Source organism: Maribacter hydrothermalis, assembly GCF_001913155.1.
Classification (GTDB): domain Bacteria; phylum Bacteroidota; class Bacteroidia; order Flavobacteriales; family Flavobacteriaceae; genus Maribacter; species Maribacter hydrothermalis.
In genome coordinates, this window is sequence record NZ_CP018760.1 from 2,319,782 (window position 1) to 2,340,963 (window position 21,182).

At 35.0% G+C, this 21,182-nt stretch carries 17 protein-coding genes; 5 read left to right on the forward strand and 12 right to left on the reverse strand.

What is annotated here, in order from left to right; genetic code table 11:
* Positions 1-2: 2 nt before the first annotated feature.
* The 7 genes from BTR34_RS09950 to BTR34_RS09980 form a co-directional block, all read right to left on the reverse strand.
* The gene (locus BTR34_RS09950; RefSeq protein ID WP_068480923.1) at positions 3-965 is read right to left on the reverse strand and encodes a 2-hydroxyacid dehydrogenase; all 963 of its coding nucleotides are present in this window, start codon (positions 963-965) and stop codon (positions 3-5) included.
* The gene (locus tag BTR34_RS09955; RefSeq protein WP_068480926.1) at positions 958-1,452 is read right to left on the reverse strand and encodes a VOC family protein; all 495 of its coding nucleotides are present in this window, start codon (positions 1,450-1,452) and stop codon (positions 958-960) included. Before BTR34_RS09955 ends, BTR34_RS09950 begins: the two co-directional genes overlap by 8 nt.
* Before the next feature lie 3 nt (positions 1,453-1,455).
* The gene (locus tag BTR34_RS09960) at positions 1,456-2,619 is read right to left on the reverse strand and encodes a mandelate racemase/muconate lactonizing enzyme family protein (protein ID WP_068480930.1); all 1,164 of its coding nucleotides are present in this window, start codon (positions 2,617-2,619) and stop codon (positions 1,456-1,458) included.
* Positions 2,619-3,503 carry a sugar phosphate isomerase/epimerase family protein gene (locus tag BTR34_RS09965; RefSeq protein ID WP_068480933.1) on the reverse strand — a complete coding sequence of 295 codons (885 nt, stop codon included), beginning with the start codon at positions 3,501-3,503 and terminating at the stop codon, positions 2,619-2,621. Before BTR34_RS09965 ends, BTR34_RS09960 begins: the two co-directional genes overlap by 1 nt.
* 20 nt (positions 3,504-3,523) lie before the next feature.
* Entirely contained in the window at positions 3,524-3,958 is a 435-nt protein-coding gene (locus BTR34_RS09970) for a (4Fe-4S)-binding protein (RefSeq protein ID WP_068480936.1), read from the reverse strand.
* Positions 3,959-3,961: 3 nt separating this feature from the next.
* Entirely contained in the window at positions 3,962-4,258 is a 297-nt protein-coding gene (locus BTR34_RS09975) for a GNAT family N-acetyltransferase (protein ID WP_068480940.1), read from the reverse strand.
* A 568-nt stretch (positions 4,259-4,826) separates the two neighbouring features.
* On the reverse strand, positions 4,827-6,329 hold the full coding sequence (locus tag BTR34_RS09980; RefSeq protein ID WP_068480943.1) for a sensor histidine kinase: 1,503 nt from the start codon (positions 6,327-6,329) through the stop codon (positions 4,827-4,829).
* A 217-nt stretch (positions 6,330-6,546) separates the two neighbouring features.
* On the opposite strand from BTR34_RS09980, the gene BTR34_RS09985 reads away from it, so the two are divergent.
* The 3 genes from BTR34_RS09985 to recQ all read left to right on the forward strand — a co-directional run bounded on the left by BTR34_RS09985 (position 6,547) and on the right by recQ (position 10,058).
* Positions 6,547-7,233 (forward strand): GNAT family N-acetyltransferase, encoded by a 687-nt coding sequence (locus BTR34_RS09985; RefSeq protein WP_068480946.1) that lies wholly within the window; start codon positions 6,547-6,549, stop codon positions 7,231-7,233.
* 265 nt (positions 7,234-7,498) lie between these two features.
* Positions 7,499-7,831, forward strand: coding sequence for a single-stranded DNA-binding protein (locus BTR34_RS09990; protein WP_068480949.1), 333 nt, complete (start codon positions 7,499-7,501; stop codon positions 7,829-7,831).
* 142 nt (positions 7,832-7,973) lie between these two features.
* Positions 7,974-10,058: a DNA helicase RecQ gene (gene recQ, locus BTR34_RS09995; RefSeq protein ID WP_068480952.1), complete on the forward strand. Its 2,085-nt coding sequence runs from the start codon at positions 7,974-7,976 to the stop codon at positions 10,056-10,058.
* Positions 10,059-10,062: 4 nt separating this feature from the next.
* On the opposite strand, the gene BTR34_RS10000 is transcribed toward recQ, so the two are convergent.
* From BTR34_RS10000 to BTR34_RS10010, 3 genes are all read right to left on the reverse strand, one after another.
* The gene (locus tag BTR34_RS10000) at positions 10,063-11,349 is read right to left on the reverse strand and encodes a serine hydrolase domain-containing protein (protein ID WP_068480956.1); all 1,287 of its coding nucleotides are present in this window, start codon (positions 11,347-11,349) and stop codon (positions 10,063-10,065) included.
* An 85-nt stretch (positions 11,350-11,434) separates the two neighbouring features.
* Positions 11,435-12,268, reverse strand: a complete 834-nt coding sequence (locus BTR34_RS10005) for a phosphatase PAP2 family protein (RefSeq protein WP_068480959.1) — start codon at positions 12,266-12,268, stop codon at positions 11,435-11,437.
* 78 nt (positions 12,269-12,346) lie between these two features.
* On the reverse strand, positions 12,347-13,249 hold the full coding sequence (locus tag BTR34_RS10010) for a histone deacetylase family protein (RefSeq protein WP_068480962.1): 903 nt from the start codon (positions 13,247-13,249) through the stop codon (positions 12,347-12,349).
* A 162-nt stretch (positions 13,250-13,411) separates the two neighbouring features.
* Between BTR34_RS10010 and BTR34_RS10015 the strand changes: the two genes are divergently transcribed.
* Complete coding sequence (locus tag BTR34_RS10015) at positions 13,412-14,026, forward strand: HPP family protein (RefSeq protein WP_068480965.1); 615 nt, start codon at positions 13,412-13,414, stop codon at positions 14,024-14,026.
* Positions 14,027-14,059: 33 nt separating this feature from the next.
* Here the strand turns inward: BTR34_RS10015 and BTR34_RS10020 are convergent, their stop codons facing one another.
* Entirely contained in the window at positions 14,060-16,183 is a 2,124-nt protein-coding gene (locus BTR34_RS10020; protein ID WP_068481844.1) for a Tex family protein, read from the reverse strand.
* 186 nt (positions 16,184-16,369) lie between these two features.
* Between BTR34_RS10020 and BTR34_RS10025 the strand changes: the two genes are divergently transcribed.
* The gene (locus BTR34_RS10025) at positions 16,370-18,661 is read left to right on the forward strand and encodes a toxin-antitoxin system YwqK family antitoxin (RefSeq protein ID WP_068480968.1); all 2,292 of its coding nucleotides are present in this window, start codon (positions 16,370-16,372) and stop codon (positions 18,659-18,661) included.
* 83 nt (positions 18,662-18,744) lie between these two features.
* Here BTR34_RS10025 and metG read toward each other — a convergent pair whose 3' ends face one another.
* On the reverse strand, positions 18,745-20,835 hold the full coding sequence (gene metG / locus BTR34_RS10030; protein ID WP_068480971.1) for a methionine--tRNA ligase: 2,091 nt from the start codon (positions 20,833-20,835) through the stop codon (positions 18,745-18,747).
* Positions 20,836-21,182: the final 347 nt, after the last annotated feature.

The following is a 21,182-nucleotide window of genomic DNA, read 5'->3' on the forward strand; positions in this document are numbered from 1 at the left end:
TATTAGCCGATTCCTAGTTTTTCCCTATTGAAAATGCAGTTAGCCATAGGTGCTTCATCTCTTAAAATTGCCAAAGTGTTTTCAACCGTCATTGTGCACATTTTGGTGTAGGTAGTTTTTGTTAAGCTTCCTAGATGTGCGGTAATCAAAACATTTTCTAATGGTACTAAAGGGTCGTTTTTATCAGGTGGTTCTAGTGCTAGCACATCGGCGGCAAAACCTGCTATCTTTTTAGCTTTTAATGCATTGAACAATTCATTCTGGTCAATGATTCCGCCTCTTGCGGTATTGATTACTAATGCTGTAGGCTTCATTTTTGAAAGTGCAGAAACATCTATGAGGTTTTCTGTTTTAGAAGTTAAAGGTAGGTGTAGGCTTATGCTATCTGAAGTTTTTAAAAGCACGTCGAATTCAAGAAAAGTATAGGGGACATTTTCTTTATTAGAACTCCAATACACCACATTCATTCCTAAAGCGGTAGCAATCTTCGCTACTTTTTTGCCAATATTTCCCATGCCAATGATTCCCAAAGTTTTTCCGTGTGTTTCATCGCCAATGTACGTGCCCCTGTCTGCCCATCTGTTTTCCTTTACCATAGTAACGGCATTGTAAAGATTTCGCTGGAGCATTAGTAATAGTGCAATGGTATGTTCCGCAATAGTATCGGCATTAGAATTGGGGGCATTTACTACTTTGATTCCTCTTTTGGTAGCGTGCGAAACATCAATATTATCTAAACCTACTCCACAGCGCGAAATTACCTTTAGCTCTGGTAACTGTTGCATTAATGAATCTCTGACTTGTCCCTTTCCACGTGTGATTATGGCATCGATCCTATTGTTCTGGATCTGACTTTGTAACGATGCTTCATCATACCCCGTTAAAATATTCATGTCCGATGCTTCTTTCAGCATTTGCAATGCATCATCGGCTACGGTTTCCAATAGAAGGACATTTTTACTCATTGGATTTATGATATAATGTAGCATCTTTAGATTTATATCCGCGGAAATCATTTCTTCCAGATACATAAATTCCTTCCTTGAACAACTCGTCCTCAAAAATCTTTGGGTCAATATAGTCACCTGGAACAGAAGATAGTTCTATCAAATTACCCGAAGGGTCACGGACAAACATTTGAATGGCGCCGTCCGGTAATTGGCGCACTTTGCCCCACGGTTTAATATCTATAATACCAAGCTCTTTCATTCGGAAAAACATCGTGTTTATATCATCAACCTGAACACAAATATGACCTCTAAATGAAAATTCATCTTCCCACTCGGTCAAGTGCAATTGCTGTTCTTCATTGAATTTAAAAAATGCCGTTGGGTAATCAAACAAAAATGCGGGAATAGCTTCCAATCCCAATTCCTCTTCATAAAATTTACATGCTTCCTCTAGGTTGCTTACAACCAATGCAACGTGGTTTATATGTACTGCCTTTGCCATAATCTATTGTTTAAAGTCTTTTACAAAATCCCAATTTGGGGTCAATCCTAATCCTGGTTTATCCGGAGCAATTAACATTCCTTCTTTATCAACCGTAATATCTTCTTCTACCAAATCGTACATCATTGGGTTACCTCCTAAAGAAAATTCTATAACATTTGCCGATGGAGAAGCGAAGGCAACTGAAAGACCTGCCATAAAAGAAAACGCTGATCCCCAACAATGCGGAGCCAGCTCCAACTGGTAGGTATGTGCCAATTGCGATACGCGCATAGCTTCGGTAATTCCGCCAATAATGGCACAATCGGGTTGCAATACATCTAAAGCACGTTCTGCTATTAAGTCGCGAACGTCAAAAGCGGTGTATTCACTTTCTCCTGCAGCGATAGGGATAAATGTATTTGCGCGCACTTCTGCGGTACCAATTTTGTTGTCGGGACTAATAGGTTCTTCGAACCAATATAAATTACAATCTTCTACGCCTTTTGTAAACTGCTTGGCTTCGGGCACACTAAAAGTACCATGTGCATCGGTCATTAATTTAATATGGTCTGGTAGAGCTTCACGAGCTGCTTTTACTCGTTTTACACTTTCCGCTACGGTTTCATCCATAATGCCAACACGCATTTTTACGCCGCTGAATCCTTTTGAAGTATACCCTAATAATTGCTCACCGATGGCATCTGCTTTTGCCCATCCGCCACTGGCATATGCTGGCATTTTATCCCGACAACTTCCGCCTAACAATTCAACAACAGGTGCTCCCAATGTTTTTCCTTTAATATCCCAAAGGGCGGTGTCAATTCCGCTCATGGCTGAAATCGTCAATCCTCTTCTTCCTAAAATCGGAAATTTTCTTCCTCTGGAAAGCGAATAATGGTCTCTTGTGCCATTGTACACATGTTCCCAAATGCGAGAAATATTTCGTGCGTCTTTACCAATTAACTGTGGCTTTAATTCATTCTCTATACAGCTTACGATAGAAGCACAAGACCCCGATGAACCTACCGCTGCTTTTGCCTCACCGAAACCTTGTAAACCAGAATCGGTAGTTACAACGACCAAGGTCATATCAAAATTTGTTAGTAAGCCATAGTCAGAAAAATGTTGTTTTTCTTTTGGTATAGGGCAGCGTAACCAGTATGCTTCTATATTGGTAATTTTCATTAAATAAGTGTTTTTAAGGTGTCGATTGATTTTTTGGTAAGCATGGTATAAAACTCATCAGTTATGGCAGAACTACCATGGTCTTCCAAGAATTTCTTTTGCTCTGCGGTCAATCCTTCAGGATTAGCTTCTATAGAGTTTGGAAACGGATTGGCAGGAGTCCTATCCAATGGCGCACAAAATTCTACGGATAGTACTTTGTCGTACTCGATTTCTTTAAGCGTAGAAATGATTTTAGACCAGTTTAAATGACCCATTCCCGGTGCCATTCGGTTATTGTCGGCCACATGGAAATTTACCAGTCGCTTGCCTACTTTTTTTATAGTTTCATACATGTTCACCTCTTCTAAATTCATATGAAACGTATCTAGGCATACACCGCAATTAGGCCCTACGGCTTCAGCCAAAGCCAATGCCTGTTCGCCACGATTAATAAAATAGGTTTCAAAACGGTTAATAGGTTCAATACCAATCTGTAGACCGTGGTCTTCGGTATATTTGTAGATTTCTTGTATACCTTTAACAGCCCATTCCCATTCCTCATCTGGTTTGGCGTCTGGTACAATTTTACCAACAGTGGCAGGTACCAAAGAAATTACTTTTCCGCCTAATTCATAGACCATTTTCGCAACGTCTTTTACATATTGAACCGACATTTTTCGTTGTGCTGGATCTTTAGCTAGCAAGTTTCGTTGCTCTAACATTAAGGTTACCGATCCCCAACATTTTATACCATAAAGGTCTAAAAGCAATTGGGCTTTTTTAATGTCGTAACTCTCTGGTGCTCCTTGTATTTCTATGTGGGTGTAATCTAATTTTTTGATTCTATTGAGTGTGTGTTCTAGCGATTCGGCACGCATCCAATTATGTATGGCTAATTCCATGATAAATGACTGTTGTTTGGTTATCCTATAAATTCTATTTTTCTGTGAGATCCATCGCAAAATGGTTTATTTTCAGAAACACCACAGCGGCAAAACCCGGTAATACCATTTTTTGTAACAATCTCGCCCGATGCTAATTGAATTTGTAGGTTTCCTTTTATTTTTAGCGGACCGTTATTCGTTACTATAATATCTGTAATATATTGGTCTTTTAATTCGTTATCTTCCATTTTATCGTTTTTCATGTAATACGTTAATGCACCAGATGGGCATTCATTAATTTGTTTTTTTAAGGCTGAGGTATCCGTAGTTTCTGGAGTAATCCATGGTCTTTTGTTTGGGTCGTACACATTTGGGAGCATATGAACACATACTTTTGCATGAATACATTTTTGCGGTTTCCAAACTACTATAAGCTCACCGTTGCTATACTCTTTTACAAGTTCTTTTTCCATGATCTAATCTTCAATATTAATACCTTTCATAACCAGTTTTTTCCATTCCGGATGTTTTTGTAAATAATGCGCTACAAATGGACAAAGCGGAACTAATGTTAGGTTTTGTCGTTCAATATCTTCTAAAACTTTAAGAACTAGGGTAGAGCCAATACCTTTTCCTTCCATAGATTTTGGTACCTCTGTATGGGTCAAATATATTTTATCTTTCGCTTTTATGTATTCGATATACGCGGTGACATCGCCTACAACGGCTTCGTACCTTTTTTTAGATGCAATATCTACTAAATTCAATTCCATGGCCCTTAAAAATTTAGAAGTTTTAAGGTAGGGAAAATATGTTTCTTTTCGAAGTTATGGCAATAACGAATTGTTAAATATTGAAATCAGCTTTTATATTGGTAATTATTCTAAGTCATTTTATAATGCAATTGACAGATTGTATATGTATTGCTACAGGTAATGTTTATACATAAAAGTACAATTTGAAGATTTAGATGAAGAAAGATTACAATATCAAAGAATAAAATAGCGTGGACTATATCATTATTTTTTTATAGTCCAGAAATCCTTTTTAATATGTCAACGGGACTATAACTGCTTACATTCGATATCAATGTTTTGGATTGTAATATGCCGTCGTAGGACTTCACTCGGCCTCGCTTAAACGACATTTTCGATTTGAACACAATGGCTCAGAGTTTTTATTTGGTAAAAAGACGGTGGATGTAGAGGAAAGAACTATGCCTAGATCCATATAAGTTGATCATTCTATTATACATGACTATGAAGTTTGTTTGTTCATTGTAAAGTATCAACAATTAATGTCTTTAGAAGGTGAGGTTTAGATTAGAGTAAAATAAATATGCTATACTAACGGGTTTATACTTTCATTAGTTGAAGATCTAAAACGTAAAATGAACTCCGTACCCCTATTAGGTTCACTTTTGCATAGTACTTCACCATTGTTCATTTCAGCAAAATCTTTAGTTATCATTAAACCAAATCCAGTTCCTTTTTCGCCATGGGTGCCTTCTCGAACACTTGGGCTGTTCTTGTTTTTAGAAGTATTATCCCAGTTAGCATTCATTCCTAGTCCAAAATCCTTTACCCGTAATTCAACTATATTAGAGGTACATTGAGAAGACAATATTATTTTTTGACCTTTCTCGCTAAACTTAATAGCATTAGAGGTTAAATTACGAAGCATTACCTTTAACATGTTTTCGTCAATAACGAGTTCTCGGCAAGTTATATCTAATTCGATTTCTATAGCTTTATCATCTGCCATTCTTTTAAATTCCTTTTTTATGGATTTAAAAAGTACTTCTAAATCGCATAGTTTTTTGTTTAAAGTAACTCCTTCTAATTGTTTGTATGACCACTCAAGTAAAACATTGATCATAGAAACTCTATCGTTTACCTCATTTTTTAATTTCTTTAAAATCACCTTAAGTTCGCTTTCTTCTAATTGACTTTCAATCATTTCAATTATGGAGTTAACATTATTAAGCGGTCCTCTAACGTCGTGTGTAAGTAGTGAAAATAATTTGTTTTTAAGTTTATTTATTTTTTCAAGCTCCTCATTTTGGTTTATTAAATCTTCTTTTGCTATTTGTAAATGTTTGGTTTGTTTTTCAACTTCAGAAATAAGTATCTTATTAACATCCATTTGTATTTTCAAACTGTCTTCTTCAATAGTTTTAAACTTATAGCCAACGAGTATTGAAAAAAGTATTAATTGTAGGGTTACTAAAATAGAAGTAATTAAAACAATAAGATTAGCATCAAAATCAACATATCTTTTTAAATACCATGAACTTATATAAAGAATCGCAGAAAGTAAACAAGGGGCGTAAGAAAACAAATAGTATCTATTAAATTTTTCAGTTTTATATAATTGGATTCCAGAAAATATGTTAAGAAATATGGAAGACATCGCCGTCATTGCGGCAAACATGACAAATACATCATTTAACCAATCGAATTTGGTTATTAAATTATTTAAAATGTGTGCCACCGGTAGTCCGATTATTATAGTGGTGAATATTTTGTAAATTTTAAATAATATTGGAAAGTTATTCTCAGAAATGTTTAGATAGTTTTTTGTAAACATTAAGAGACCAAAAGTAGTAATCATTGCAGTTGTTAGCGATGCTTTGTCCGCAATAAATACAATTTGGGCGCTAAAAGAATTATTTATGATAAGGTAAAGACTCCAGTGTAAAGTGAGTCCTAATATGAGAATAAAATAATATTTTAAAATTTTATATCTAAGTACTAAATAAGATACGAAGTGATAAATGCCAAAAACGCAAAAAATAGCAGTAAATACGATGGTTGCAAAGTATCTTAAATCAATACTATTCATTTATAAGTGAAGAATTGGTTAAGTGTTTATATATTTTTTAATGGTAGAGTAATACCTCATAGTTGAATGTATACTTTATAATTGATAAATGGAAATAGATTACCGCGCTTCTTTAATTTTTTTACTGATATGGCTAAATGAAACATTTTATTTATTACAAGTTTTGGTGTTATAAAGAATAACTAAATTCAGTATAATTTGATTTATATTTATTAGAATGACAAGCTTAGAAGAACAACTTAAAAATCCGGTTTGGTATTCCTTAAAAGAAACACATAAACATTTTTTAGTCGAATATGATGGCGTTCAATTTTACAATCAAGAGGTTAGTACTTTTGGTTCTTTTTTTGACGAAACAAAAACAGTTAAGGCTTCTAATAACTATCTTAAGAATACAGATCATTTCTTTTTCGTTTCAGAAAATCAAACTCCATTAATAGATGATACTAAAGTTTTCTTGGAAAAGAAAATTGAAGGTTGCCAAATGGTTTTGAATACACTATCAGATGTTTCAATAATAGAAGAAATTGTGTTATTAGGTAATGATTATATTGATGAAATATATAATTTAATATGGTTGGTAATGCCGGGATATTATAGAAGAAGAACTTATGAAATGGGTAATTATTACGGAATATTTAAGAACGGTAAGTTAGTTTCAATAACAGGTCAACGAATGCAAACAAATCTTTTTATTGAAGTTAGTGCCGTGGTCACTCATCCAGAGTATACTAGAAAAGGATTCGCGAAACAACTAATTGCCCACACTACAAAAGAGATTTTACGAGAGAATAAAAAGCCTATTTTACATACAAACAAAGGTAATTCAGCTATTCCACTTTATGAGAAATTGGGTTATGAACTAACTAGAGATATGAACTGGTGGTTGTATCGTAAAGTGTAATTATTTTTGATTTTTACTTATAAAATATTCGAAATATTTTCTACTTATACTATCCAAAAAGTAAACGATTATAATTTTTTATAACATTAAAATATATTTAAACATTAGATTATCAATAATATAAAAGTTTTAAAACGACTGTAAACGATAACAAACGATAGTAAACGTTTCGAGACCGTTTAAAACTTCAATGCTGATCTAGGTTTGCAGTGTCGAGCCATCGAGGCTTGATAGTATAAACTGTTAAACCATAAAAATTAGAAAGATGAACGCATTAAAAAACAAAGTACAGTTGATTGGGAATTTAGGTCAAGACCCAGAAATCGTAAACCTTGAAGGAGGTACTAAATTGGCAAAATTTTCAATTGCCACGACAGAGAGTTATAAGAACGCAAACGGCGAGAAAGTAGATGATACCCAATGGCATAATATTGTAGCTTGGGGTAAAACTGCTGAGATTGTAGAAAACTTTTTAGTTAAGGGAAAACAAGTGGCAATAGAAGGTAAACTTACCCACCGTTCTTATGAAACAAAAGAAGGAGAAAAAAGATACATCACAGAAGTAAGGTGCAATGAGCTGTTGATGTTAGGGAAGTAGGCGGTTGGTCTTCACGAGGAGGTACGGCGAAGTGATCTATAAGTTAAGTACACGAATTTGTCAGATTGCTTCGTTCCTCGCAAAGACGTAATCCTTCGAAAACATCTGCCAAAAACATTTTCAAACACTATTTTTGCAAAACATGATAGCAATAGAAAAAGACCTACTCCCATTATTAAAAAAAAACTTTGGTTACGATTCGTTTAAGCCTAATCAATTATCCATCATTGACGATGCGCTTAATAATAAAGATGTTATAGCAATTATGCCTACCGGTGGTGGTAAATCACTCTGTTATCAACTAACGGCTTTAGCACTTGAAGGTACAGCAATTGTGATTTCTCCGCTAATTGCCTTAATGAAGGACCAGGTTGATGTGTTACAGGCAAACGGCATTGCAGCGGATTATTATAATAGTTCTCAATCACAAGAAACACAACAGGAGATTTTAGGGAAGTTGGAACGGGGCGAGTTGAAACTATTTTATGTTGCCCCAGAGAGTCTTGGTTTTTTTGATACTATTCTTGGAAATTTAAAGATTAGTCTTTTCGCGATTGATGAAGCACATTGCATTTCATCTTGGGGACACGATTTTAGACCTGCCTATACTCAGTTAGGCGGATTAAAAAGAAGATTTCCGAATATTCCGGTGATGGCGCTTACGGCAACCGCTGACAAAACTACTCAGGATGATATTGCGGACCAATTGCAAATACAGAATGCTGAACGTCATTTAGCCTCTTTTAATAGACCTAATTTATATCTTGATGTAAAACCCGCTCAAGACCGAATAAAACATATTCTGGATTTTTTAGATGAACGGCCTTTTGAAAGTGGAATAATTTACTGCCTAAGTCGAAAAAGCACTGAGTCCATTGCCGAGAAATTACGAAATGCTGGCTTTAAAGCAAAAGCCTATCATGCAGGTTTATCGTCTGAAGAGCGCTCTACGGTTCAAGAAGAATTTATTACTGATAAGGTTCCTATTATTGTGGCAACCATTGCCTTTGGCATGGGTATAGATAAAAGTAACGTTCGTTGGGTTATTCATTATAACCTGCCCAAAAATATTGAAGGATACTACCAAGAAATTGGTCGTGGTGGTCGTGACGGCTTGCCAGCGCATGCCTTGTTATTTTATAGTTTTGCCGATGTCGCTCAGTTACGAAGATTCATTACCCAAAGCGAAAATGCAGAAGTAGAATATGCCAAATTAGAACGAATGCAGCAATTTGCTGAAGCGTTAAGTTGTCGTAGAATTGCGTTATTGAACTATTTTGGAGAACAAGTAACCAAAGGTTGTGGTAATTGTGATATCTGTACTACTCCACCTGCTTATTTTGATGCCACTTTATTAGCCCAGAAAGTTTGTTCCGGGGTTGCCCGTTTAAAAGAGCGCGAGCCAATGGGTATGTTGATAGACGTCTTAAGAGGTGCACAAAATGCACATGTGTTAGAAAAAGGCTATCAGAATATAAAAACCTATGGAGCGGTAAAAGATGTTTCATGGTTAGACTTGCAGCAATATGTAATTCAATTGTTGAACCAAGGGGTATTAGATATTAATTTTAGGGAGGGAGCAAGGCTTGGATTAACAACCTTAGCGAAAGAGGTATTGTTTTCTGGTAAAAAGATTCAATTGGCTGTTTTACAGAAAGAAACTGAGAAGAGAAAAGCTGCGCCTAAATCTAGTATTAAGAAAACCGATTTGTTTGAAAAACTTAGAGTACTTAGACAGCAAATTGCAATTGAACAGAATGTACCTGCATATGTAGTTTTTGGAGATGCCAGTTTAAAAGATATGGAAGTCAAGCTCCCTAAAAATGAGAAGGAGTTTATGGACGTTTCTGGGGTAGGGCAGGCGAAATTAGAAAAATATGCTGTTGTATTTTTAGAAGAAATTAAAAAGCATGTGGGCACTAAAAAATCCAAACGAAAAACACACGACCAAACTTTCGATTTGTTTTCTGAGGGATTAACGGTTTCTGAAATTGCGACAGCCCGAAATTTATCTGAGAATACTATTTACGGACATTTGATGAAAAAACATACCGAAGGAGAGGAGCTCGATTTAAATCAGTTTGTGAGTATTGAGGATATTTCGAAAATAGAAAATGCCAAGTCTCAATTAACCGATGTTACCGGTCTAAAAGATTACTTTGAATTTTTTGAAGAGAAAATGCCGTATTGGAAAATTAAGCTTGCATTGTATATGTTAGATTCTTAAAGACTTAATCATTAATTGAGGAGAACAACATTTGTTTAAATTTCCAAGAAGTTTCGTCCTTTACCGGCCCTTGAGTTTGTTTCATAAGTATGCCAATTACTTTTTCTTTTGGGTCAGCAAAGTATTGTGTATTAAAATAGCCGCCCCATTCAAAAGTACCTTCACTGCCAAGGCCTCCAGAAATTTCACCTTTTTCATTCACTACAGAAAATGCTAGACCATGATATTTTGGACCGTCCCAGATATCACCTATTTGATTTCCTAAAATACTTTTAACCGTAGTTCTGCTTAGAAGACGAACTCCATTTAATTCACCTTCATTTAAATATAACTGTAAAAATGTAGCATAATCCTTTGCAGTGCTTGAAAGACCAGCTCCTCCAGAAAAGAATGTTTTTGCTCCTTTTTTGGGATAATCTGTGTCGTAAAAGGTAACCGGGTAGTTTACCCATTTATTATTCTCCTTTTTTTGTACCGTTACTAATCGGTCATGTTTTTCAGATGGAAGGTAAAACCAAGTATCGTTCATTTCTAAAGGGTCAAAAATTCGAGTTCTTAAAAACTCGTCGAACGGAATACCAGAAATTTTCTCAACGAAATAACCAAGTACATCTAAGCCTTCACTATAGGTAAAAGCTTCACCTGGCTCATGATGTAATGGTAATTTTGCTAATTTTTGTACACTTTCTTTGATAGTTATTTTTTCAGTTGTAAAAAGGTCGGTGATACCAGCTTTTGCGTATATTTTTTTAAAGCGCTCATCACCATCGATAACCCCATAACCAATGCCTGAAGTATGCGTAAGTAAATCGCGAATGGTGATTTGATTTTTTGCAACTTTAGTAGTGAAGGTGGAATCAGCCTCGTTGAAGGTGTCTATAATTTGCGCTTCGCCAAATTCTGAAATGTATTTGGAGATAGGGTCATCTAATTGAAATTTACCTTCTTCCCAAAGCATCATTACCGCTGTAGATGTAATTGCTTTTGTTTGAGATGCTATTCTAAAAATAGCATCTTTCTTTAATGGAATATTCTTCCCTGCATTGGCCATGCCGTATGATTTGTGGAAAATAATTTTTCCATTTCTGGCAATTAATGCGACAGCGCCAGGTAAATTGCCATTTGCAATTTCAGCAGATAGCATTGCGTCTATTTTCATTAGACGGTCTGGTGACATTCCTACTTCTTTTGGTTCTGTTTCAATTAGTACAGTTGATTGCGGTATTGATGATACTTGGGAAATAATTGAAATTGAAAATAAAAGGCAGAATAATTGTAGTATAATTTTCATTGCGTTGGTTTTCACGTACAAGCCTAAAGTACTGAAAGTTTAGCTAAGCATCTACGGGAATTAGATTATTAAAATTAGAAGTACATTAAAAATTAATGGTCACTCCCATTTGTCCCGGACCAAAATTAAGGTTCCAACTCACCATTTTCGTTTGGTTGTTGTATTTCTCATCATACCTTCTGTCTAAATATCTATCTATAGATTCTACTGTGGCTATACTTAAGGCAAAAGCAAAGACCATATCACTTAAAAAATGTTGACCATCCCAAACACGAGAAATACCAGGTATGGCGCCCACGGTATAAATACCTGCTTTCACCCAAGGGTTTTTAAACTGTTTTCCAATTGCATATGCATTAGTAAAGGCAAGTAAAGCATGCCCAGAAGGGAAAGAATGAAAATTTCTGCTTGAATTGAAAGGGTCAAATGTATCCTTGCCTAAATTAGCCAAAGGTCTTGCTCTACCTACCACGGACTTTAAGACCTGTTGTAAGAGTCCGGCAGAAGTTGCCGATGATATTAATAACACCCCTGTTCGTCTTAATTTTTCATTTTTTGTAATCAATCCGGCGAAGTAAACTCCAGATGTAGCTAAATAGTTATTTTCTGGATTACCATAGATCTCCCCATAGTCCCGAAGAAATTGTGGAACGCTTTCCCTGTTGTTTCGAATAAACCTTGATGTGTTGTCATCAGCTATATAAACTAGGCCAGTACCACCAATTACTGCTCCAAAATGAGCCCACTGCTTACCTTGCCAATGTAAAGGACGGGCATAAGAGTACCCAACTCCTTTAAACATATTCCCTATGTCATATTTGAACATATTCCAGCGAGTTTCGGTAGAATCTTTACTATAGTCTTGCGCGTTTAATGAAATACAACAGGTTGCACCTAAAAGGATTATTAGTTTTTTCATTGCGCAAATTTAAAGTTATGGTAGTTTATAAAATACACTAATGAGAACAATGTTTTGCTCTAAAAATTCAAAGAGTCCTTAAAAGTATAGATTTTGTGCTACTCTAAAGGTATTGGCATGAGCTTCAACAATGATTTTAATATCTGGTGAGTAACCACCGCCCATACTACATTGCACAGGGATGTTTAATTTATGACAGGTAGTTAAAACAAATTCATCCCGTTTTTTACAACCCGTTAATGTCATGCTAAGTGTTCCTAATTTATCTGTTTTAAGAACATCCACACCGCATAAGTAAAAAATGAAATCTGGTTGAACTTGTTCTATAAGTTGCGGTAATTTCTCCTCTAAAATAGAAAGATATGTTTCATCAGTAGTTCCTTTTAATAAGGGAATATCTAAATCCGATTTTTCTTTTTTAAACGGATAATTACCGACTCCATGCATGGAAAAGGTAAAAACAGCGTCGTTATTCTGAAATATTTCTGCGGTGCCATTGCCTTGGTGTACATCTAAATCTACAATAAGAATCTTTTTTGCGAGATTTTTATTTAATAGATACTTTGCGCCAATTGATTGGTCATTCAACATACAAAATGCTTCGCCGTGGTCACTGTAGGCATGGTGGGTGCCACCAGCAATATTCATTGCAATACCATGTTTTAAAGCATATTCAGACCCTTTTATGGTGCCATCGGCAATAATACGCTCTCTTTCTACCAAATCTTCTGAAAGGGGGAAGCCTATTTTACGAGCCATTTTAGGCGAAATCATCATATTCAATAAATCATAGAAATACTCTGGGTCGTGAACCGCTACAATATGTTTGTCATTAGGAATTTCTGGTTCAAAGAAATTTTCAGCTTTACATGTACCTTCATGAATCAATTGCTGCGGCAATAGCTCATATTTTTCCATAGGAAAACGGTGGCCATCGGGTAACGGATATTTATAAATAGGATGGTAGGCAATTTTCAGCATTTTACAAATATAGTGGCTTTATAAACCAAGAAGGTTCTTTATTCTTTTTGATAACCCTACTAAAATTATAGGATAAATAGGTAGATTAGTTACTTCTTTTATCTTTGCATCTTTTTAATTGTGAAAAAAATAAAATTAATATTTTGAATAATAGCTGTTGCAATGAAAACAAGAAGTGGAATTGGCAAGAAAATTGAACGTAAAGCACGTATTTCGAGGTATGTAATTTATAAAGAAACGCTTGTAGATTTCAAAGAGCAGTTTTGGTCGTTTCTTGGAGCCTTTATTGGTATTCTGCTTATTGCATTACTACAATCATATTATTTGCCTCAACTCGAGAATGTCCTTTTAATAGGGTCTTTCGGTGCTTCTAGTGTGCTTATTTATGGCGCGGTTGAAAGTCCTTTGGCACAGCCTAGAAACTTTATTGGTGGGCAGATAATCTCGGCCTTTATTGGGGTAACGATTTACAAAATTATACCTGACCTTATTTGGATTGCAGCTCCTTTAGCTGTAGCCACTTCAATAGTTGTAATGCAAATGACAAAAACCTTACACCCACCAGGAGGAGCTACAGCACTTATTGCGGTTATAGGAACTGAAAAAATTAAATCTTTGGGTTACTTTTATGTGGTTTCACCAGTGTTAATGGGAACAATAATTCTTTTTATAACTGCATTGATTTTTAACAACATTTCTAAACATAGAAAATATCCCGAAAATAGTAGAATGACAAGTAATGTTAAGCGAAAATTTCAAAGAATAACTAGAAGTTAAATTAGCATGGGTATTGTACTAAGATGATAGTTTTTATTTATGCAGTTTTAATTGAATTCGCTTTCTAGGCACATCAACATCTAAAACCTTTACAATAATTTGTTGGTGCAAATGCACATGTTCGTTCACGTCTTTTACAAAAGAATCGGATAGGTTAGAAACATGTATTAATCCACTTTCTTTAATACCTATATCTACAAAACAACCAAAGTTGGTAATGTTGTTCACAATACCTGGTAATAGTTGTCCATTATGTAAATCGGTGATAGACTTAATAGTTTGGTCAAACGTAAATACCTTTGCCTTTTCTCTACGGTCCAATCCTGGCTTTTCTAGTTCTGACCGAATATCTTCTAAAGTGGGTAAGCCAACTTCCTTAGTGCAGTATTTTTTTAAATCTATTTCTTTAAGGACGGTTTTATTTCCAATTAAGGATAAAATTTCTGTTCCCTTATCCTTAGCCATTTGCTTTACAATACTATAACTTTCTGGATGTACAGCAGAATCGTCAAGCGGGTTTTTAGCGTTTTTAATACGTAAAAAGGCAGCTCCTTGCTCAAATGCTTTTCCGCCTAATCGAGGAACATCCATTATTTCTTTTCGGCTTTTGAAAGCGCCCTTTTCCTTTCGTTGAGCTACTATATTTTCAGCTAGTTTTGGACCTATACCAGACACATAACTTAATAATGGGACACTGGCGGTATTAATGTTTACCCCAACAGAGTTTACACAACTTGCAACCACAGTGTCCAAAGAATTCTTCAATTTTGTTTGGTCAACATCATGTTGGTATTGCCCAACACCAATAGATTTTGGGTCTATTTTCACGAGTTCTGCCAATGGGTCTGCTAAACGCCGGCCTATAGAAACGGCTCCACGAACGGTGACATCATAATTTGGGAATTCGTCTCTGGCAATTTTTGATGCGGAGTAAATGGAAGCTCCGGCTTCACTAACCACAAAAACTTCAACCGGATTATTAAACATCACTTTTTTTACCACAGCTTCTGTTTCTCGAGATGCCGTACCATTACCAATGGCAATGGCTTCAATTTTATATGCATTGGCCAGTGAGCTTAATTTTTTAATCGCTCCGATAACATCGTTTTGAGGGGCGTGCGGATAAATAGTTTCATTATGTACCAAATTACCTTGAGCATCTAAACAAACAATTTTACAACCTGTTCTAAAGCCAGGGTCAATTGCAAGAATTCGTTTTTCTCCTAGTGGTGCACCTAACAATAATTGTCTTAAGTTATTAGAAAATACCCCAATGGCATCATCGTCAGCTGCTTCTTTGGCAGTTTTTAAAAGTTCGTTTGATAAGGAAGGGAAAAGCAGTCTTTTGTAAGCGTCTGCCAAAGCAAGCTCTATTTGTTTGCTACAGGCATTATTGGAGTTTATGATTCTATTTTGGATACGGTCTAATAATCGTTCGTCATCCAATTCAATCTTAACTCTAATGAATTTTTCCGATTCGGCACGTAAAATTGCTAACAAGCGGTGCGACGGACATTTGTTCAACGGCTCGTTCCAATCAAAATAGTCTCTGAATTTCTGTGCTTTTTCGTCGTCTTTTTTTGAAGCCACTACTTTGGTCGCAATAATGGCAAAACGGGCTAATTGAGACCTGATTGATCCTCTAATATCCGTTCGTTCATTAATCCATTCTGAAATGATATGGCGTGCGCCTTCTAGAGCATCATCTTCATTTTCGACGTCTTTAGTTAGGTATTTAGATGCCGTAAATTCAATATTATCATTGCGTTGTGCCATAATGATTTTTGCCAAAGGCTCTAATCCGTTTTTACGGGCAACTTCTGCTTTGGTTTTTTTACTCTTTTTAAAGGGCAGGTACAAATCCTCTAACTGCGTAAGGTCTTCAGAATTTTCAAATTTCTTTTTTAGTTCAGAAGTTAATTCACCTTGTTCATCAACAGCCTTAATAATGGCCTTTTTTCGTTTTTCAAGTATCTCATACTGTTCTTTAAACTGAACAATGGCACCCACTTGTACTTCATCTAAATTGCCGGTTTTTTCCTTTCTATATCTTGATATAAACGGGATGGTACAATCTTCATTTAAAAGCTCAATAGTATTCTTAATTCCTGTCTCTGGAAGTTGGGTGTATTTACCTATGTAGGTCAGTAATTGCATGTAAAATCGTTTAGAACTTTTAAAAATACCCATTATTAGGTATTGAAATCAAACAGTAGAAGGTATTTATTTGTCAATAGTATTCTTCCCCTATTTAATTCCCCTTGGCACGCATTAAGAATAACACAGTTATGGTAAAATAGCTGATTCTATATTTTAATAATCATTAACCAAAACTAAACTATTATGAAAGTAAAAGTATTTACAATTTTTTGTGCATTGTTGTTGACCATGGGGTGCAACAAAGACGATGACACGGTAGAAGAAACACAAGTAGAAAAACCAGAAGAGCAAGAGCTGCCCAATGAACCCACTTCTGTAACTGTACTTACCGGAAAGTTTATTGATGCCGCAGTGCAAGGATTGACTTTTGAAACGGCAACCCAAGAGGGACTTACAAATGAAAATGGGGAATTTAAATATGTAGAAGGGGAGGAAATCACTTTTAAAGTAGGTGAAGTAGCAATTGGTTCTGTAATTGCAAAAGATAAAATAACTCCTATTGATATTGCATTAGTGGCAGATGCTAGTGCGAGTATTGAAAGTCCAATAACAAAGAACATAGCAGCTTTTTTGCAAACATTAGATGATGACCAAGACCATAGTAATGGTATTAACTTAACTGCTGATGTTATTGCAGCATTGGGAGTGCAAAGTGTAGATTTTTCCAGTAGCATTACATCTACTCTTGCAGATATAATTATTAATATTTCTCTACAAACGGGATCTTATTTAGAGATTGTATATCCTGAAACTGCTGCAGTGAATATGGCTGCTGCCTTAGAGTTAGAATATACTCCACAAGAGAATTTGGCATTAACACATTTGTTGCCATTATTGGAGTCTTTATACGCTGCCGATGTGCCAAAATCTGCGGTTTATAAGAATTCTTTTAATGCAGATGGAACATTACTTTCTATGGCTATAATTTTAAGATATTCCGGTAGGGTTTTACATGAACTTACTTTTTCTAACTACAATGAAGTAGGGTTGCCTTTAAAGTTTACTAAATCAGATTTGAGCCCGAAACTTTTGGCAGGGATATATTCTTATCCGGTTAATACGTATTCAAATTCTTTTGATATTGGGTATAACTCACTTAATCAAATAGAGCAAATTACTTTTGAACCTGGTTCAACAAACTCTCAGCATATTTTTCAATTTACGGAATGGAATGAGGTAAATAAAGGGTTAATTTATATAGAGAGTATTACAGACGAAGCAAATATTTATAGTCAAGAAAAAACTTATACAAATACCTATGAAGATGATAAACTTGTTACACAAAATGTACATAGTATTTCTCAAACAAATGATGTTGCAGGCCAGTTTTTTTCAAATGATGACTATAACATAACTAGTACTTTTAAGTATAACGAGAAAAATAATTTTTCTGAAATTAGTAATTCTTCTAATAGAGAGTATTCATCACAATATCTAGATGATTTGCCATATGAGAGTATATCTAGTACCACTCAAGTTTGGAAATTGAATTATACGCAGACTAATAAACTTGCCGAATTGAATATTAACAGTAATACGATAGGGCAAAATTATACTTCTTCATTCGATAATAATTTTATGTTCGATGATTATGAATTGGTAGATGCTAACACTTTTACATCGGGAGATGGTTTTCAGCAAATAAAAACACTGCAAGGAGGTTACCTACTTACTTCGGAAAGTTTTGATAATGGATTATTAAGCTATAGTATAATATATGAGACCGATGGTTCTCATGTTGAAATGATAAATGAATATAACGACAATTCTGAAATAATTTTTTCCTATGCGAACCATTGGGTTATACTTTCAACGGGTTATTATGCGATTCAAAAAACTGAATATTTTGAAGCTGATGGAACTCTAACAGATTACTTTAGCTATGATTTTCACGAGAATGGTATTATAAAAGAAACCCGGTCTTACAATGCATTGGATGAACTTAATTGGATTGATTATTATGATGAAAATGGGTATTGGGTTAAAACGGAGTATTTTGATCTAGGTTCATTGTATTATACTTACCTCTATGAAAATGATGCCAATGGAATTAGAATAAGTGCCGAAGGCTATGATGTAGACGGTATTTTAGATATCGCATATTATTACAATGAATTAGGCAATATTTACTACGAGGAATATTATTTTGAAGGTGTTATAGAGGAATATTATAATTATAACTATGTAAATGGTATTTTAACAACTGTTGAGGGTTATTTGGCAGACGGTCAGCTATATTTAATTGAGTATTACGAAGATGGTTTATATGTAAGATCTGAATTTTATGATGCAGAGGGTAATCTTACTGATACATCAACTGGTAAATCATTTAGCGTTCAAGCAAATAGACGCTCAGTATCTTTAAAATTAGATGCCGCTAAAAGGTTACATGATTCTTATGAATCTAAAGCAGTTAAGCGTATTGTTAAATCTAAATATGCCCTTAGAGATAAATTGATGCTGGAACAGAATTAATTTATAATGTGACAATAATTGTAAAGAAAAAGCCTTCGTGAAAATATTCACCAAGGCTTTTTTAAATTATTAAAAATTGTTTTTTAGTTAATGCCCTCCCCGTTTCCTACACCACTTTCATCTGGGTTAACAAATACTAATTTGCCATCGGCATTTTCAGTCATTAAAATCATTCCTTCACTATCTACACCACGAAGTGCACGTGGAGCTAAGTTTATTAAAACGGTAACTTTTTTACCTATAATTTCTTCTGGAGAAAAACTTTCTGCAATACCAGACACTATGGTTCTGACATCTAATCCGGTATCTACTTTTAAGACCAATAATTTCTTTGCCTTTGCCATTTTTTCAGCTTCGATAATAGTACCTACACGCATATCTAGTTTAGAAAAATCATCGAATGTAATGGTATCTTTTTGTGGCATTACTTTTTTGTTTTCGTATTCGTTTGCTTTTTTTGTAGCTTCTAGCTTTTCTAATTGTGTTTGTATTTCGCTATCTTCAATTTTTCTAAAAAGCAATTCTGCTTGATTTATTTGATGTTCCGGTTGTAGTAATGCTTCTTTTGAAGAAACATCATTCCAGTTTAGACTTCGGCTACGCTCAGTCTCCGAATTTGAAGATAGTTTTAGAATATTCTTAAGCTTGTTAGAGGTAAACGGTAAAAAGGGTTCGCTTAAAACGGCTAATCCTGCGGCTATTTGTAGCGCTATATTCATAATCGTTTTTACACGCTCTTCATCTATCTTAATTACTTTCCATGGTTCTGCATCGGCTAAATATTTGTTACCCAAACGCGCAAGATTCATTAATTCTTGACCAGCTTCTCTAAACCTATAGCGCTCAATTGAACTTGAAATTATTTCCGGGTATTTTGATAATTGCTCTAGAGTTTCTGCATCAACATCAGTTAAGTTACCTACGGCTGGGACTTTACCATCATAATACTTATTGGTCAATACCACTACTCGGTTAATGAAGTTACCTAGGATTGCTACTAATTCATTGTTGTTACGAGCTTGAAAATCTTTCCAAGTAAAATCGTTATCCTTTGTTTCCGGGGCGTTCGCTGTTAATGTGTAACGTAACGAATCTTGCATTTCTGGAAAATCAATCAAATATTCGTGTAACCAAACTGCCCAGTTTTTAGAGGTAGATAATTTGTTTCCTTCTAAATTCAAGAACTCATTTGCAGGTACATTAACGGGTAGAATATAACTACCTTCCGCTTTTAGCATAGAAGGGAAAATAATGCAATGAAATACAATATTATCCTTCCCGATAAAATGTACCAATTTTGTATTTTCATCTTTCCAGTAGGGCTCCCAATCTTTTCCTTCGCGGGCTGCCCATTCTTTGGTAGATGATATATAACCTATGGGTGCATCGAACCAAACATAGAGCACTTTGCCTTCTCCACCTTCAACAGGTACAGGAATGCCCCAATCTAAATCTCTGGTTACAGCTCTTGGCTCTAAACCACCATCAATCCATGATTTACATTGCCCGTATACATTTGGTTTCCAATCGTCTTTATGACCTTTTAAAATCCAATCTTTTAAAAATTCTTCGTACCTGTCTAAAGGCAAAAACCAGTGTTTTGTTTCTTTGGTAGTGGGTACAGTACCGGTAATAGTTGACTTCGGATTTATTAAATCGGTAGCATTTAAACTAGATCCACAATTTTCACATTGATCTCCATAGGCCTCTTCATTTCCACATTTTGGACAGGTACCAATTACAAAACGATCTGCTAAAAACTGTTGCGCTTCTTCATCGTACAATTGTGCGGTGGTTTCTTCAATAAAATCTCCTTTTTCGTAAAGCTTTACAAAGAATTCTGATGCAGTATCATGATGTATTTTAGCCGAGGTTCTAGAATAATTATCAAATGTAATACCGAAATCCAAGAAGGACTGCTTAATAATAGCATGATATTTATCGATAACATCTTTAGGAGTTACGCCTTCCTTTTTGGCTTTCATTGAAATAGCTACACCATGTTCATCGCTTCCGCAAACAAAGGCGACATCTTTTCCGGTTAAACGTAGATAGCGTGCGTAAATATCTGCTGGTACATAAACACCTGCTAAGTGGCCAATATGTATAGGGCCATTTGTATAAGGTAACGCTGCAGTAATCGTATATCTAGAGGGTGATTTAATATCGGACATTAAAATAAATTAAGCTACAAAAATACAGTTTTTAGTGGGAGAATCACCATATGCATGTCAATTGTAATGCCTATCTATGGTAGTAAATACCACATTTTTTTCATGTGATGGAGTTTAGGAGTGTCGCTCATCGATTTTTTATATTAAATAGACTTAAAAATTATTTTAATGTAAGAAAATTCTGATTTATTAATTTAATTTTGAAAATGTGAGTAGTGGTACTACTAAAAAGTTAAAACTTAATTAGCATTTTGAAAATCTAGATGTTGAGGATAAGAATATAGAAGATAATATAAAAAATTTGGCGCTTGTGTATAAAAACAAGAACCAGAGAGTTCAAAAGGAAT

Bases quoted from the DNA above. Each gene is read 5' to 3' on its own strand.
- BTR34_RS10005 (WP_068480959.1), bottom strand. From the start codon at position 12,268: ATGAAAAAACTAATAATCCTTTTAGGTGCAACCTGTTGTATTTCATTA.
- recQ (WP_068480952.1), top strand. From the start codon at position 7,974: ATGATAGCAATAGAAAAAGACCTACTCCCATTATTAAAAAAAAACTTT.
- BTR34_RS09980 (WP_068480943.1), bottom strand. From the start codon at position 6,329: ATGAATAGTATTGATTTAAGATACTTTGCAACCATCGTATTTACTGCT.
- BTR34_RS10025 (WP_068480968.1), top strand. From the start codon at position 16,370: ATGAAAGTAAAAGTATTTACAATTTTTTGTGCATTGTTGTTGACCATG.
- BTR34_RS09970 (WP_068480936.1), bottom strand. From the start codon at position 3,958: ATGGAAAAAGAACTTGTAAAAGAGTATAGCAACGGTGAGCTTATAGTA.
- BTR34_RS09985 (WP_068480946.1), top strand. From the start codon at position 6,547: ATGACAAGCTTAGAAGAACAACTTAAAAATCCGGTTTGGTATTCCTTA.
- BTR34_RS09955 (WP_068480926.1), bottom strand. From the start codon at position 1,452: ATGGCAAAGGCAGTACATATAAACCACGTTGCATTGGTTGTAAGCAAC.
- BTR34_RS09950 (WP_068480923.1), bottom strand. From the start codon at position 965: ATGAGTAAAAATGTCCTTCTATTGGAAACCGTAGCCGATGATGCATTG.
- BTR34_RS10020 (WP_068481844.1), bottom strand. From the start codon at position 16,183: ATGCAATTACTGACCTACATAGGTAAATACACCCAACTTCCAGAGACA.
- BTR34_RS10000 (WP_068480956.1), bottom strand. From the start codon at position 11,349: ATGAAAATTATACTACAATTATTCTGCCTTTTATTTTCAATTTCAATT.
- BTR34_RS09975 (WP_068480940.1), bottom strand. From the start codon at position 4,258: ATGGAATTGAATTTAGTAGATATTGCATCTAAAAAAAGGTACGAAGCC.
- BTR34_RS10015 (WP_068480965.1), top strand. From the start codon at position 13,412: ATGAAAACAAGAAGTGGAATTGGCAAGAAAATTGAACGTAAAGCACGT.
- BTR34_RS09990 (WP_068480949.1), top strand. From the start codon at position 7,499: ATGAACGCATTAAAAAACAAAGTACAGTTGATTGGGAATTTAGGTCAA.
- metG (WP_068480971.1), bottom strand. From the start codon at position 20,835: ATGTCCGATATTAAATCACCCTCTAGATATACGATTACTGCAGCGTTA.
- BTR34_RS09960 (WP_068480930.1), bottom strand. From the start codon at position 2,619: ATGAAAATTACCAATATAGAAGCATACTGGTTACGCTGCCCTATACCA.
- BTR34_RS10010 (WP_068480962.1), bottom strand. From the start codon at position 13,249: ATGCTGAAAATTGCCTACCATCCTATTTATAAATATCCGTTACCCGAT.
- BTR34_RS09965 (WP_068480933.1), bottom strand. From the start codon at position 3,503: ATGGAATTAGCCATACATAATTGGATGCGTGCCGAATCGCTAGAACAC.